We start from the raw sequence: 15628 nt of genomic DNA, 5'->3' as shown, positions 1-15628 counted from the left end.
ACTCCTATTATTTGACGGCGCTTTAACGGGCAATTTTTATTATCAAACCATTACAGCACAGCCAAGACGCTTGAGCACGTAACACTCAAACACTTGTTTAAATTTTGTTAACTAAGCCAGAAATTAGATCAATAACTCTATCATTATCTTGTAAGTGACAATGATGACCACCGTCTACGGTGACAACGTCAATATCTGGCTTTACCACTTGCTGTTCAACTTGAGAGAGGTGTTCAAACCCTTGTTGACCAAGAATGACAAGTTGCGGACACGTAATCGCATCGATGATGGCTTTTGCGTTCTTAGCGGACATTCGATACAGAGAGTCGCTTTGTAGCTTGGAATCGTGGCGCCAATACCATCCGCCCTCTCTATTCACTATGCCCCGCTCGACAATTGGCGCTATCTGCTGCGGATCTAATTGATTCACTTGGGCGCGCTTTTCAATCGCTTGTTCGATGGACGCTAGGGACCTCACCGGCTTACGTCGAATTTGTTGCCGGCTTTTGACGCCTTGACGTAATCGATGGACACTGTTTTGAGGGAGCTCAGCAAGAGGGCCGAACCCTTCGATTTGTACCAATCCAGCAACTTGCTCTGGAAAGGCGGCACTATAGCAACTTGCAATCAATGCACCAAGAGAATGTCCCACCAGCACTAGCTTGTTTGGTGATAATTCAGCCAAAAGCTGGTGAATGTCGTCTATATAGTCATGAAATGGGTAGAAATGGCCATCGGGTTTATGGCTAGAATGGCCATGACCGGGTAAATCGATTGCGCAAAAATACCCATTGGGAATGCGCTCTTTCAGCAGGGGTAGTAATGTTTGAAAGGAACCAGCATTATCAAGCCAGCCATGAATGAAAACCAATTGGATAGAGGAAGAGCGTCGATCGCCCAACTCTAAGGTCGCGATGTCACCATGTGCGACCTTGATGCGAGTTTCTTTTAGCATTATTTCACTTCTTGGATCACTCGTCCCTCACTAGGGAAAGCCATCGTTTGACGACAGTAGAGCCCGCGGCATGGGAAATAATAGCTGCCCACATCATTCACAATGACTCGCTCTTGGATGCGCCACAAATGCACACCACGCGCATTCATCACGGGAAATTGATGCTCGAACTCACCAACTTTCGCTTGTTCGGTGCCATTACTCGTTCCCAGCACAGTGATCAAACGCCCTTCCGCATAAGCAACTGGGTCAAGAAACCCATCAACATACGCGACAAAACGGCCATTAGGCTCCGTGCCCAAATCAGGTTTACCTGCCGAGCTGATCGGCATATTCACCACTTCTAAACGCGTTTTGTCATCCAAATTGGTTACTTTAGCGATGATACCGCCAAGGCGAACATCGAGCGTATTACTAGAATCAGAGTCCAACCACTGCTGATAATCAGAAATGAGGTTCGGGCTCTCTGATTCAAGGTTTTGAGGTAACGAGGAACAAGCGCTCACTAATAAGACAGAAACAAGGATCAGCACTTTTTTGAATTGAAAGAATGGATTCATGGGAGCCTCTAAAAAGGCGGCTACACAGCGAAACAAGAATGCCAAATGAGCCGGAAAATGGATTATATGTAGATATCGACACCAAGGAGTTGGGCAAGTTCATCGCGTTTAGCTTGATTCATAACCCCTAAATATTCTTGCATGGCTTTACGTGCCTGACCTTCAGGAAGATCATATTGGATTTGAGCTCGGTGAATATCGGATTCTTGAACGTGACGAATGGAATGAGAAACCGCATCAGCGACTTTCGTCGGCTGAGCGACCGATGTACTGGCTTGGCCTTTTTTGACCTCGTTTTTCTTGTTGGCTTTATTCGACTTGTTCGTTCTAGTCGTATTCGGTACCAACGAAGGAGGTAAACCATTTATCGAAGCCATTCGTCTCCCCAAAAATTCTCAGCGTCATTTACCACTCATTAAGCAGCGCCATAAATACTGCAAAGTGTGTGGCGAACAAGAGCTAAAGTTTACAGACTCTAGCTCTCTATCAACTTCAATTGATTGGCACTGACCTACCGCTGTTACTCACGGCCTGGCAGTTTTTTCCATGCCACATTATCACGCAGATAAACTGGGCTTGCATGTTCAGCGTCAACCGTATTCCCTTTCGCCAATTCAAACTGCGCAAGGTACACAATATCTTGAGCGTCTGGGAACAATACGTCCCCTTTTTCACACTCGATCGTAAGTTCAGCCAGCGCTTCAGAATAAGCATCCCAACCTGTTCCTGCTGCCTTCCAAGCCAGTTCATCACGACTGAGTTGTTCAGCAAGCACTTGTGGTGGAATCACGCATTCTGCATCGACTTCGCTCCAACTGCCATCTTCTTGACGGCTAAAACGTCCCCAGTACACTTCGCTCATTCGTGCGTCTATCGCACAAGCAACGTGACTTGCGCCATGCTGGCGGTAAGAACCTTGAGCCATCGCAGCAAGTGTCGATACACCAATCATGGGTAAGTCTGCACCGAACGCTAAACCTTGTGCAATTCCAATGCCAATGCGCACACCTGTAAAACTACCTGGCCCACGACCAAAGGCCAGTGCATCTAAATCCGCTAGGGTTACACCCGCTTCTTTCAAGACTTCGTCGACCATTGGCAATACTTTTTTGGTGTGGTCACGAGGGGCAACCTCGCTACGAACATACAGCTTGTCGCCAACCATCAGCGCAACGGAACAGTTTTCTGTTGCAGTATCTAAGGCAAGAATTTTTGCGCTCATTGAACTCTCTAAATTTAATCTGTTGTTTTGGAAATCTGGGCAAGAAAGTCTTTTACCACCGCCAAGTCTCGGGTTCTTGGAATGGGAGGGAGGCTCGCAAGGAAAATGCCGCCATAATCACGAGTAACCAAACGGTTATCACAAATGATCAATGTCCCTTTGTCTTTCTTGTCTCGAATTAAACGCCCGACACCCTGCTTTAATGTGATCACTGCATCTGGCAGCTGAACCTGTGCAAATGGGTCACCGCCTTTCAATCGACAATCTTCAATCCGTGCTTTGAGCAGCGGGTCATCGGGGGCGGTAAATGGCAATTTGTCGATGATAACACAGCTTAGTGTGTCTCCTCTAACATCAATCCCTTCCCAAAAAGCACCGGTCGCGACTAGTAAAGCATTCCCCAGCTCCATAAATTCTGCCAAGGTTTTTTGTTTGGTTGTTTCACCTTGTAGCAGCACCGGTAACGTCAATGTTTCACGAAACCTTTCTCCTAACTCACGCATCATACTGTGGGAAGTACATAGGAAGAAACAACGTCCTTGGTTTTGCTCAATAACTGGCGCTAACATTCTCACTAGCTTATCTGCCAAGCCAGGGCTGTTTGGTTCAGGCAAGTAGCGAGGAACACACAATTTAGCCTGCTGATGATAATCAAACGGGCTAGGCAGAGAAAATTGCTGTGCTGGGCGTAAGCCGAGTCGAGAAGTGAAGTGGCCAAAATCATCGTTCACCGCTAAGGTCGCGGACGTAAAGATCCAACTGCCTTGCTTCATTTCAATCTGCTCATGGAACTTGTCAGCCACAGAAAGTGGGGTAATGTGCAGTGCAAAATGTCTCGGTGTTGTATCGAACCAGTATGAGTAGCCGGTAATCGACACATCGCACACACGATCAATTCTCCCTTTTATCACGTTTGCTCGTTCAAAAGCGGCATCCAATAATTGGCTACGCCCCAACGCAAGCTTCAACACGTCAATGGCAAAATCGATAGCATCACGTAATCGCTGTAGATCGCGCACAATATGTGTAGAAGCAATCGCTTCTCTCCAGTTACCTCGTAGGCCAGGTTCACCTAACCCAATGCGCAAATCCATTGCAGATTGAACAAGGCTATCACCAACTTTCTGCAACTGACGCATGTCTTTCGCTTCTGTGCGATAACCAATTTCAATGTCCTTTGCCAATTCTTGAATCTGCCGACTTGAGACCGATTGACCAAAATACTGGCTGGCAATGTCAGGGAGCTGATGGGCTTCATCAAAGATGAATACATCCGCTTCTGGAATTAGTTCTCCAAAGCCGGTTTCTTTGATTGCCAAGTCGGCGAGAAACAAGTGATGGTTCACGACAACGACATCAGCATCCATCGCTTTTTTACGCGCTTTTAGCACAAAACAATCAGTGTAGCTCGGACACTCTTTGCCAAGACAGTTGTCATTGGTCGAGGTGATCGTTGGGATCACAGGGCTATCTTCAGCAATCGCATCGCAATCACCTAAGTCCCCAGTTTTGGTTTCCGATGACCAACTACGCACTTTAACCAATTGGCTAAGTAAAGTGGGATCGGCTTGATGATTGTGGCTCTCTAGCATCTGCCTGCTCAGACGGTCTAAACACAGGTAGTTAGAGCGACCTTTTAGCAGCGCCACTTGCCCAAAGAAGCCCAACGCTTCAGTCATCAACGGGAGATCTCGGTGGAACAACTGCTCTTGTAAGTTCTTCGAACCAGTACTGATAATGGTTTTCTTGCCACTCAACAAGGCTGGCACTAAGTAAGCGAAGGTTTTGCCGGTACCAGTTCCAGCCTCTACCACCAGCTGGGATTGGTTTTTAATCGCCTGAGAGACAGCTTCAGCCATATCCAATTGCGGTTGTCTTGGCTGAAAGCCAGGAATGACTTTGCCAAGTGCGCCATCGGCGGAAAAAGTTTTAGAGATCATCGGCTCAAAAATGAAGAGGAAATTAGAGGGATTATGTCAGGTTTAGTGAGCCGGCGCGAATCAGAAAATGATCCGCACCGGAGGTGTGTTCGGTTATTAACGGCGGACGCCGTATGTTGAATAACTAGGTTAACGACGATTTAGGTAGCGTGAAAGCCACGCTGGCCCTTCGAAGCTGTTGTCGTCGCTCAAAATGGCTTTGGCTGCTTCTGAAGGCGAAGCTTTGTTTTGCCACATTTCTGTTAGAACTTCCTCGTCGATTTCGTGATCACCTACAAGTGCGCTAACTCTTTCCAAATACAATTTTCGCGCGAGTAGTTCTCTATCCATACGTACCACCTTAAGACATCGTGAGAGTAGAAATCACAACAAAATAAGCGAGCCAATCGATTAGCCAAGATATTTTGTTGAAACCAACTTGATAATAGATTAATTATAGCTCCTATATTGCGGCCTAGTTCACCGTTCGACAGCCCAAGATAATTTCAAAGATCGAAAAAAATAATTCATGGAAGTATGACCAAAATGGAAAAGAAAACACTGCTAACGCATTGTACCGATGCACCGGGTCTCATCTCGAAAATCACCAACATCTGTTATAAGCACCAGCTGAACATCGTCCACAACAATGAGTTCGTGGATAACACAAGCGGTCACTTCTTCATGCGTACTGAGCTTGAGGGCTACTTCAACGACCAAACGTTTCTCGCAGATTTAGACCAAGCCTTACCTGAAGGTGCAAAGCGTAAACTCATTAGCTCGAGCCGTAAGCGTGTTGTTATTCTGGTTACTAAAGAGGCACACTGCTTAGGTGATATCTTAATGAAAAACTACGACGGCAGCCTCGACGTAGAGATCGCCGCGGTAGTAGGTAACTACGACACACTACAAAGCTTAACCGAACGCTTCGATATTCCTTATCACTGTGTATCCCACGAGGGATTAAACCGTGAAGAACACGAGCAGAAAATGCTTGAAGTGATCGACCAATACGATGCTGACTATTTGGTGCTGGCGAAATATATGCGTGTACTTACTCCAGGCTTTGTTGAAAAGTACCACCATAAGATCATCAACATTCACCACAGTTTCTTACCTGCCTTCATCGGAGCAAAGCCATATCAGCAAGCTTATGAGCGCGGTGTGAAGATCATCGGTGCAACAGCGCACTTCGTCACCAATGACTTAGATGAAGGGCCAATCATTAAGCAAGATGTTATCCCTGTGGACCATAACTTCAGCGCTAAAGATATGGCACAAGCTGGCCGCGACGTCGAAAAGAACGTGCTCAGCAAAGCACTTAATAAAGTACTGAATGACCACGTATTTGTTTACGGAAATAAGACGGTTATTTTGTAACCCAGCTTAACCTTAGTGTTCTAACACAAAAAAGCCGCTGACATCAGCGGCTTTTTCTTTTCCTACTAGCCCCGAATCAAAGCTTCACTGCCAGCTCGACTCCTTGACGAATCGCACGCACTGCATCCAACTCACCCGCATGATCAGCACCGCCAATCACATGAAGCTTTTCCCCCAGATCGTGCCATTTGTCCTCGAATGGTCGTACAGACTCTTGCCCTGCACAAATAACAACTTTGTCTGCTTCAAGTAACTGCTCTTTGCCTTTAAAGGTAATGTGTAGGCCTTGTTCATCGATCTTGTCGTAATTCACTCCGCCCATCAGGTTCACACCGCGTTTTTCTAACGTCCGTTTATGAATCCAACCAGTGGTTTTACCTGGGCCTTTACCGACTCGGCCAGCACGGCGTTGTAATACCCAAACCGTTTTATCGCTTAGTGAGTCAGGATACGGGTACAGGCCGCCAGGGTGTTCAATCTTCTTATCGATCCCCCACTCGTGTAACCAGTCATCAAGGTTGTGTCCATTTGGCTCTGTGAGCATAGTTGCGACATCAACGCCGATACCGCCCGCGCCAACAATCGCAATCTTTTCACCCACTGGAGTTTTCTCTTTAATCAAGGTTTGGTAATCCACTACTTTCTCTGGATTGTCGATACCCTCAATAGCAACTTTACGTGGTTCGACACCTGATGCCATCACAACTTCATCGTATTCATTTAGCATATCGAAGGTCGCTTCGGTGCTAAGTTGTAGATTCACTCCTGTGGTGTCGATACGGTTGGCAAAGTAACGAATCGTTTCGCGGAACTCTTCTTTACCCGGAATCTGCATTGCTAAACGGAATTGACCACCAATACGATCGTTACGTTCATACAAGTCAACCTGATGCCCACGCTCAGAAAGCGTTGTCGCACAAGACAGTCCTGCTGGACCCGCACCAATCACCGCGACTTTCTTTTTGGTCTCTGCGGGTTGAACCACTATCTCAGTTTCGTAACAAGCTCGAGGGTTCACTAAGCAACTCGCACGTTTGCCTTTGAATACATTGTCCAAACACGCCTGATTGCAACCAATGCAGGTGTTAATGAACTGCGCTTTATCTTCCGCAGCTTTATTTACAAATTCAGGATCTGCCAGGAATGGACGCGCCATTGAAATCATATCGGCTTGACCAGAACGGATAATTTTCTCGCCTTCTTCTGGCGTATTAATACGGTTACAGGTGATAACCGGAATAGATAAATGAGGTTTGATTTTTTCCGTCACCCAAGCAAATGCAGAGCGAGGAACTTGTGTAGCAATTGTTGGGATACGTGCTTCATGCCAACCGATACCCGTGTTCATGATTGTTACGCCAGCTTCTTCTAGCGCTTTTGCTAGCGCTAGCACTTCTTCAAAGGTGCTGCCTTCTTCAACCAAATCCAACATCGATAAGCGAAAAATGATAATGAACTCTTCGCCAACGGCTTTACGGATAGCCTTAACCACTTCTAACGGGAATCGCATACGATTTTCGTAGCTGCCACCCCACTCGTCGTAACGCATATTGGTACGTTTACAAATAAACTGATTTAGAAGGTAACCTTCCGATCCCATCACCTCTACACCATCGTAGCCTGCTAACTGGGCCAGAGCAGCACTGTTTGCGAATGCATCAATGGTTTTTCGGATCTGACGCGAACTCATTTCACTCGGAGCAAATTTCGCAATAGGCGCTTTGATTCCAGACGCACTGAGCGCAAACGGGTGCATGGCATAGCGACCGGCATGCAAAAGTTGCAGGGCGATCTTTCCACCTTGTCGATGTACTGCTTCCGTCACCACTTTATGGGCATTGGCATGTTTTGGCTTGCTAAATTCTGCAGAAAATGGGTGTAAACGGCCACGAAGGTTTGGAGAGAAACCTCCCGTTACAATAAGCCCGACGCCTCCTTTTGCGCGCTCTTCATAGAACGCAGCGAGCTTATGCAGACCTTTTTTATCTTCTTCTAACCCTGTATGCATTGATCCCATCAGCACGCGGTTACGTAGCTGTGTAAATCCTAGGTCAAGCGGTTGTAATAGGTTTGGGTACATGGCAGACATCACTTATATTTTTATCCTTGTGGTCTGACCACGATATTCTGAGCCAACAAAAAAATCAAACAAGCGTTTACATTTTTGTAACAACGATCATCTTATTGGCTGTCTCAAAGTTGAAAGGAACCATTACTGTGGTTTAGTTATCAAATGCTAACGCTTAGCAAAACCATCGCTGTTGTTTGGCTATACTAGATAACGTAGGATGTAACTATCTAATATTATTCATCTATCGCGTCGTTTTAGGCCTTCTAACAACGTATTCTTGTGATGAACATAATGCGCTGATGGGCAACCACAGTGGGGACACAATGAAAAAAATCTTTAAATTTATCGGATTGATTTTTAAAGGGATTTGGAAACTAATCTCTTTTATCCGTCTTGCTTTGACCAATCTCATTTTCTTGGCATCTTTGGCCGCTATCTATTTCATATTTACAAGTGCCGACTCCACTGTCCCACAAGTTGATAAGAAATCCGCGTTAGTGCTGAATATTTCTGGACCAATCGTCGAACAAGGTAGCTATACCACACCAATGGACTCTTTTACGGGCTCGCTATTGGGTAACGAACTACCGAAAGAGAATGTGTTATTTGACTTGGTGGATGCAATCCGTCACGCCAAAGACGACGACAAGATTACCGGTTTAGTCTTGGCACTGCGTGATATGCCAGAAACCAACCTCACTAAGTTACGTTACATTGCGAAAGCACTGAATGAGTTCAAAGCTTCTGGAAAACCAATTTATGCAGTAGGTGACTTCTACAACCAGAGTCAGTATTACTTAGCCAGCTATGCGGATACCGTCTACCTAGCGCCAGACGGTGGCGTGCTGATCAAAGGCTACAGCGCATATTCTCTCTACTACAAAACCTTGCTAGAGAAACTGGACGTCAATACTCACGTATTCCGCGTTGGCACCTATAAATCGGCAATTGAACCATTCGTGCGTGACGATATGTCTGATGAAGCCAAAGATTCGGCTTCTCGCTGGTTGAGCCAACTTTGGGGCGCATACGTGGATGACGTGGCTACCAATCGCCAAATCGAAGCTTCGACGCTCAACCCAACTATGGATGAATTCTTGGCTCAGCTAAAAGCGGTGAACGGGGATATTGCCGCCCTTTCATTGGAGTTAGGCTTAGTCGACAAACTGGCCACTCGCCAAGAAGTGCGTAAAGAGCTAGCAGAAGTATTTGGCAGTGATGGTGAAGATAGCTACAACGCAATGGGTTATTACGAATACTTAACCACTATGACTCCAACATTTGATGTCGAATCAGATGACGTGGCAATCGTCGTTGCAAGCGGCGCCATCATGGATGGCTCTCAGCCTCGTGGTACGGTTGGCGGCGACACTACGGCTTCCCTACTTCGCCAAGCGCGCAACGATGACAAAGTCAAAGCCGTGGTGTTACGCGTTGACAGCCCAGGCGGTAGCGCCTTTGCTTCTGAAGTCATTCGCAATGAAATCCAGGTGTTGAAAGAAGCGGGTAAGCCAGTCGTAGTCTCCATGTCTAGCTTAGCGGCGTCAGGTGGCTACTGGATCTCGATGAGCGCAGACAAGATTGTTGCTCAGCCGACCACATTAACTGGTTCTATTGGTATTTTCAGTGTCATCACCACATTCGAGAAAGGTTTGAACAACATCGGTGTTTATACTGACGGTGTGGGCACCTCGCCGTTCTCGGGAGTTGGCTTAACAACTGGCCTTACAAAACCTGCTGCCGATGCGTTCCAAATGGGTATTGAACACGGATACCAACGCTTTATTGGCTTGGTGAGTGAGAATCGAAATATTGAGCTTAATCAGATGGAAAACATTGCGGAAGGACGAGTGTGGACAGGTCAAGATGCAATGAAGCTAGGCTTAGTTGACCAAATGGGTGATTTTGACGATGCTGTCGCGCTAGCAGCCGAGCTTGCCGAACTTGAGAGCTACAACACCTATTGGGTAGAAGAGCCACTCTCTCCTGCGCAACAGTTCTTCCAAGACCTGATGAAGCAAGTCAAAGTCAGCTTAGGTTTTGATATTTCCACTTGGTTACCGGCCTCAATTCAACCGGCAGCGCAGCAAGTAATGAGCGATGCACAGCTACTGCAAAGCTTCAACGATCCTAAAGGCCAATATGCATTCTGTTTGAACTGCCAAGTTCAGTAGAAATCTGCATTCACCTATAAATAAAAAAGGGGGGATCTCTGTGCGAGATGCCCCTTTTTATTGCATTGGAATTCGCTATAATCGCCCGCCTGTTCCCTGTTTAACAAAGTGACTTCTCACCATGGCAAGAAAACATATATACATCGCCTACACTGGCGGCACCATTGGTATGCAAAAATCCGATCACGGCTACATTCCTGTTGCCGGGTTTATGGAGAAGCAACTTGCCAGCATGCCTGAGTTCCATCGACCAGAAATGCCGGAGTTCACCATTCACGAGTACGATCCATTGATCGATTCATCAGATATGACTCCGATGGATTGGCAGCAGATCGCGGATGACATTCGTGATAACTACGATAAATACGATGGGTTCGTGATTCTACACGGCACCGATACAATGGCTTACACTGCTTCAGCGTTGTCTTTCATGCTTGAGAACTTAGGTAAACCAGTCATCGTGACAGGCTCACAAATCCCTCTAGCTGAACTTCGCTCTGACGGACAAGCGAACCTGCTGAACGCTCTACACATTGCGGCCAATTACCCAATTAACGAAGTCACTCTGTTTTTCAACAATCAATTAATGCGTGGCAACCGAAGCACGAAATCACATGCAGATGGTTTTAATGCCTTCACATCACCTAACCTATCACCGCTACTAGAAGCTGGGATTAGCATCAAGGTCAGTAATGGCGTTGAGGTGGGTAAGACACCTGAAGGTGAGTTCAAAGTACACAATATTACTCCACAACCAATTGGCGTGATTACGATGTACCCTGGTATTTCTCATGAGGTAATCCGTAACACCCTGCTTCAGCCCGTCAATGCTATGATTCTATTGACGTTCGGTGTGGGGAACGCACCTCAAAACCCAGAGCTACTCGGTCACTTGAAAGAAGCTTCAGAGCGCGGGGTGATTGTAGTCAATTTAACTCAGTGTTTAGCCGGTAAAGTAAACATGGGGGGCTACGCGACAGGCTGTGCCCTAGCTGAAGCGGGTGTAATCAGTGGCTTTGACATGACTCCTGAAGCTGCACTAGCCAAACTGCATTATCTACTCAGCCAAGATTTGTCTTACGAAGAAGTAAAAGACAAGATGCAACAAGTCCTTCGTGGTGAAATGAGCTTGTAGCATTAACATCTAATCGATAAACAAGAACCCCGCTATTAAATAGCGGGGTTCTTTTATTTGTCTTCAGCAACTAGAGGTTACACCTCGTTTGGATTAACTCGCATGATATCTTGTTGATCTTCTTGGAACTGTTTTTTGAGTTCAGCTTTCGACTTAAAGCTTATCTCGCCACCGGCCGCAACTGTCATATGTTCAGCTTCTACATTATGCTTAGATTGATACAACATCACAGCTTGCATACATGAATCTCGCTGTTCTTGGGAAAGTGTTGTACCTTCAGGCCATCTACCTGTTTCTACAGCATATGTTAAGCGCTCATAGACTTCTGGAGTTATGGCGTCTAATAGTTGTTCTGCATTCATGTTGTATCCTTAAATTAAACAAGCACAGTTTACAGGCTCGCAACAGAACATATATTGCTGACACAATCAGTCAAGGTTAGTAAAAAGAATAAGTGTAATTGATCACAAGCAAATTTATGAACATAACAAGACTTAGCATTTTAGCCATCGCAGTTGCCTCATTGTCAGGCTGCTTCGAAGCAAATAAGAACACCGACCAACTCTGCAGTAGTAACCCTGAGCTTCGCTGCGAAAAGCTTAATATCAATGATGGCCAATGTCGTATCCCTAGAACTGACCTCATTTGGCACCGATTCGAAGTGCTTAAGAACCCAAGCGACGTTAATGTCATTGAAGAATATCGCTTAGTCAGCGTTTATCGTAAATGTCTAGAATTAGCTTCTCAGATCCAGCCATTAGATCAGACCAACGTAAAAGAGCGTCGCTTCAACGCACTGATGCATACTGGCGAAGAGCAAGAACGAATTGTAGAGCACCTACGAAGCTCTAAATCTCCTGAAACGCTGTATTTCTTATGGAGCCAAACCGGTGACGAAACCGCGAGACGAGAATTTCTCCAACTAGAAGGCACGCCAAAGCTTAATACCGCAGACATGCAGTATGCATTAGCGACCTTCTATACCAGCCGCGACCAAGACAAAACCATCAACTTACTTAATAACGCACTTGAACTTTCACGCCAAGGCCAAATCAATACCGAGATCTTCAAAACTCTGGCCAGTACCCACTATCGATTAAACAATAAAGAACGCGCTTATATATGGGCAATGGTAGCCAAAAGCTTCAATGTGCCAATCGCTTCAGAGCAAGAAATACAGTTGCTTTACGGGTTCAGTGAAAGTCATTACGCCAAGCTGGAGAAGATAGCAGATAATATTGAGGACGCAGTGAAGTCTGGCTCGTTTAAGAGAAGTATGATTCCTGGCCAGATAAAATAGCTGAAAGGATAAAACAAAAAAGCGGTGAATCAATCACCGCTTTTTTCATTTTTGTTGAAAATTAACGACACTGAATTAACACAGAATCTTTCCCCTGTGGTTTTCGGACCATCAGGAAAAACATGCCCTAAGTGGCTATCACAGGTGGAACACCGTATCTCGACACGCTTCATTCCGTGACTTAGATCATCCAAATAACGAATGGCCTTATCGTTGATAGGGGCATCGAAACTCGGCCACCCACAGCCAGAATCATATTTGTTTACAGAACTAAATAAAGGGGCTTGGCAGCATGTACAGTGGTATTCACCTGTCTCCTTATTGTGGAGCAGTTTACCGGTAAATGGAGCTTCAGTACCTTGTTGGCGGCAGACATGGTATTCCTGTTCGGAAAGCTGCTCACGCCAGTCTTCATCGGACTTCACTACCTTTTTTTCATTTTGATTCACTGAATTAAATTCCTTAATTCTCAATTCTTATAATAACTTTTTTTGCGAAAAACTTGATAAGCATAACACTTGTAGCACATACTTTCTCTCCATAACAATATAGTGAGATGTATTGTGAAATGCTTTAGAGCTCTAAGTTATTTTACGCCAACTAGGATGGAGTTAAACCAATTTGGAGCTTAAAAAACGACCATTTGCGACGGATTGTGAAAAAAAGCGTCACTTTTTTTTGACTTTAAACAAGTTAAGTCCGATTATCTGTTGCAGATGAAGACTGGATTTTGTAATTTTACTACCAGTTATCTTTAATCAGAAATTAAGTTGTGGAGCAACTATAATGACTATCAAAGTAGGTATTAACGGTTTTGGCCGTATCGGCCGTTTCGTTTTCCGTGCAGCGCAAGAGCGTAACGACATCGAAGTTGTAGGTATTAACGACCTTATCGACGTAGAGTACATGGCATACATGCTTAAGTACGACTCAACTCACGGCCGTTTCAACGGTACTGTTGAAGTTGAAGGTGGTAACCTAATCGTTAACGGTAAGACTGTACGTGTTACTGCTGAGCGTAACCCAGAAGACCTAAAATGGGATGCTATCGACGTTGACGTTGTAGCTGAAGCAACTGGTCTTTTCCTAACAGACGAGACTGCTCGTAAGCACATCACTGCTGGCGCGAAGAAAGTTGTTCTAACTGGTCCTTCAAAAGACGCTACTCCAATGTTCGTAATGGGTGTTAACCAAGACACTTACGCTGGTCAAGACATCGTTTCTAACGCTTCTTGTACTACTAACTGTCTAGCGCCTATCGCTAAAGTTCTTAACGACGAGTTCGGTATCGAATCTGGTCTTATGACTACAGTTCACGCTACTACAGCAACTCAAAAAACTGTAGACGGTCCTTCTGCTAAAGACTGGCGCGGTGGTCGTGGTGCTTCTCAAAACATCATCCCATCTTCAACTGGTGCTGCTAAAGCTGTAGGCGTTGTTCTTCCAGAACTAAACGGCAAACTAACTGGTATGGCTTTCCGCGTACCAACTGCTAACGTTTCTGTAGTTGACCTAACTGTTAACCTTAAGAACGGTGCATCTTACGAAGCTATCTGTGCAGCTATGAAAGCAGCATCTGAAGGCGCTCTAAAAGGTGTTCTAGGTTACACTGAAGACCAAGTTGTTTCTCAAGACTTCATCGGTGAAGTTCAAACTTCAGTATTCGATGCTAAAGCTGGTATCGCACTAACTGATAACTTCGTTAAAGTTGTATCTTGGTACGACAACGAAATCGGTTACTCAAACAAAGTTCTAGACCTAATCGCACACATCTCTAAGTAATCATTACTTAAAGATCAGCGTTTAGCGCAGAATCTTGTAAAAGGCGGCTCTCGAGTCGCCTTTTTTGTATCTGAATTTTGAGTCTCTATCTGAACTAGGAAACAGAACATGGATTTAACCACCCTCCCAGCCCTTACTGTTCTCTCTGATAACGTAACAATCGTAGAAATCGATCAAGTGAAGGTCGTCCGTGTAATACATGAAAAAGCAACCGCTGGTATTGCCCTTCATGGTGGACATGTCGTCTCTTATAAGCCGCAAGGCCAAGAAGACCTTATCTGGATGAGCAAGCAAGCTGTCTTTGATGGTAAAGCGGCCCTGCGCGGCGGTATTCCAATTTGCTGGCCATGGTTTGGTCGTATTGCCGCTCCAGCACATGGCTTTGCACGTAACAGTGAATGGGCTTTGCTTGAACATCGTGAGAATGAAAACGGTGTTATCATTGAACTGGGTTTATTGCCGTCCGAATCAACACTTGCAGTTTGGCCTCACCAGTTCCAAGCTCACCTTTTAGTAGAGATTGGCGATGAACTAAAAGTTACGCTAGATGTAACCAATACCGATAATCAGCCTTGGACATTCTCTGGTGCTCTGCACACATATCTAACTGTTGGAGACATTGAGCAAACCAAGACTACAGGTATGGGCCCAGAATACATCGACAGCCTAAAAGGTGGTGAGATTTGCCAAGGCGGCGAGACGCTACAATTAACCGACACGATCGATCGCGTTTACACTCAACCTAGTGCGCAAATCACAGTTCAAGACCCGGTACTAAACCGCGCATTGGTTGTTGAGAATCAAGGTCATAACTCTGCTGTGCTATGGAATCCATGGGCCGAAGGCGCACAAGGCATGGGCGATATGCAAGACGACGGTTATAAGACCTTCCTTTGTGTCGAATCCACCCTGCACGCACCTTCTATCGAACAAGGTAAAATGCTGCAGCCAGGTGAAAGTCACTCGTTGATCACGGTTATTTCAACTAAGTAGTTAGGGTCTGTTGACCGTTTATCCCATATAGCCATAAACTCGTAGGTCAACCCGCCTACGAGTTTGTTCTCTCAGGGCTTCCCCTCTTTACCTAGTGTCGCTAACGTCTTCCTGCTAAACTCGCAGGCAAGTTTTCA

15 protein-coding genes are annotated in these 15628 nt (G+C 45.6%); 6 read left to right on the top strand and 9 right to left on the bottom strand.

The features are described 5' to 3' along the window. Positions 1-97: 97 nt before the first annotated feature. From ACXABW_RS04825 to ACXABW_RS04800, 6 genes are all read right to left on the bottom strand, one after another. On the bottom strand, positions 98-955 hold the full coding sequence (locus ACXABW_RS04825) for an alpha/beta fold hydrolase (protein WP_457524277.1): 858 nt from the start codon (positions 953-955) through the stop codon (positions 98-100). Further along, positions 955-1515, bottom strand: coding sequence for a Slp family lipoprotein (locus tag ACXABW_RS04820; RefSeq protein WP_252030127.1), 561 nt, complete (start codon positions 1513-1515; stop codon positions 955-957). Before ACXABW_RS04820 ends, ACXABW_RS04825 begins: the two co-directional genes overlap by 1 nt. Before the next feature lie 62 nt (positions 1516-1577). Then, the gene (locus tag ACXABW_RS04815; protein ID WP_252030126.1) at positions 1578-1892 is read right to left on the bottom strand and encodes a chromosome partitioning protein ParA; all 315 of its coding nucleotides are present in this window, start codon (positions 1890-1892) and stop codon (positions 1578-1580) included. A 143-nt stretch (positions 1893-2035) separates the two neighbouring features. Further along, positions 2036-2737 (bottom strand): tRNA (adenosine(37)-N6)-threonylcarbamoyltransferase complex dimerization subunit type 1 TsaB, encoded by a 702-nt coding sequence (gene tsaB / locus ACXABW_RS04810; protein WP_252030124.1) that lies wholly within the window; start codon positions 2735-2737, stop codon positions 2036-2038. Positions 2738-2751: 14 nt separating this feature from the next. Then, positions 2752-4677, bottom strand: coding sequence for an ATP-dependent DNA helicase (locus ACXABW_RS04805; RefSeq protein ID WP_265688367.1), 1926 nt, complete (start codon positions 4675-4677; stop codon positions 2752-2754). 129 nt (positions 4678-4806) lie between these two features. Continuing rightward, on the bottom strand, positions 4807-5007 hold the full coding sequence (locus ACXABW_RS04800; RefSeq protein WP_252030119.1) for a hypothetical protein: 201 nt from the start codon (positions 5005-5007) through the stop codon (positions 4807-4809). Positions 5008-5202: 195 nt separating this feature from the next. Here ACXABW_RS04800 and purU point away from each other — a divergent pair, with 195 nt between their 5' ends. Continuing rightward, the gene (gene purU, locus ACXABW_RS04795; RefSeq protein ID WP_252030117.1) at positions 5203-6036 is read left to right on the top strand and encodes a formyltetrahydrofolate deformylase; all 834 of its coding nucleotides are present in this window, start codon (positions 5203-5205) and stop codon (positions 6034-6036) included. A gap of 76 nt (positions 6037-6112) precedes the next feature. On the opposite strand, the gene ACXABW_RS04790 is transcribed toward purU, so the two are convergent. Continuing rightward, positions 6113-8125, bottom strand: coding sequence for an FAD-dependent oxidoreductase (locus tag ACXABW_RS04790; RefSeq protein WP_457524276.1), 2013 nt, complete (start codon positions 8123-8125; stop codon positions 6113-6115). Positions 8126-8430: 305 nt separating this feature from the next. Between ACXABW_RS04790 and sppA the strand changes: the two genes are divergently transcribed. Continuing rightward, complete coding sequence (gene sppA, locus ACXABW_RS04785) at positions 8431-10281, top strand: signal peptide peptidase SppA (protein WP_457524275.1); 1851 nt, start codon at positions 8431-8433, stop codon at positions 10279-10281. Positions 10282-10402: 121 nt separating this feature from the next. After that, on the top strand, positions 10403-11416 hold the full coding sequence (gene ansA, locus ACXABW_RS04780; protein WP_252030111.1) for an asparaginase: 1014 nt from the start codon (positions 10403-10405) through the stop codon (positions 11414-11416). Between the two features lie 77 nt (positions 11417-11493). On the opposite strand, the gene ACXABW_RS04775 is transcribed toward ansA, so the two are convergent. Further along, the gene (locus ACXABW_RS04775; RefSeq protein ID WP_252030109.1) at positions 11494-11778 is read right to left on the bottom strand and encodes a YeaC family protein; all 285 of its coding nucleotides are present in this window, start codon (positions 11776-11778) and stop codon (positions 11494-11496) included. A 116-nt stretch (positions 11779-11894) separates the two neighbouring features. On the opposite strand from ACXABW_RS04775, the gene ACXABW_RS04770 reads away from it, so the two are divergent. Further along, positions 11895-12716: a DUF2989 domain-containing protein gene (locus tag ACXABW_RS04770; RefSeq protein ID WP_252030107.1), complete on the top strand. Its 822-nt coding sequence runs from the start codon at positions 11895-11897 to the stop codon at positions 12714-12716. Between the two features lie 29 nt (positions 12717-12745). Here ACXABW_RS04770 and msrB read toward each other — a convergent pair whose 3' ends face one another. Next, complete coding sequence (msrB, locus tag ACXABW_RS04765; RefSeq protein WP_457524273.1) at positions 12746-13165, bottom strand: peptide-methionine (R)-S-oxide reductase MsrB; 420 nt, start codon at positions 13163-13165, stop codon at positions 12746-12748. Between the two features lie 337 nt (positions 13166-13502). Here msrB and gap point away from each other — a divergent pair, with 337 nt between their 5' ends. Continuing rightward, a complete protein-coding gene (gap, locus tag ACXABW_RS04760) occupies positions 13503-14498 on the top strand; it encodes a type I glyceraldehyde-3-phosphate dehydrogenase (RefSeq protein ID WP_004748683.1) in 996 nt (331 codons plus the stop codon). Positions 14499-14606: 108 nt separating this feature from the next. Further along, a complete protein-coding gene (locus ACXABW_RS04755; RefSeq protein WP_457524272.1) occupies positions 14607-15491 on the top strand; it encodes a D-hexose-6-phosphate mutarotase in 885 nt (294 codons plus the stop codon). Positions 15492-15628 lie beyond the last annotated feature (137 nt).

It is taken from the genome of Vibrio paucivorans, assembly GCF_054053395.1.
Note: the sequence above shows the minus strand (reverse complement) of the source record. Positions and strands in the feature narration are given on the sequence as shown.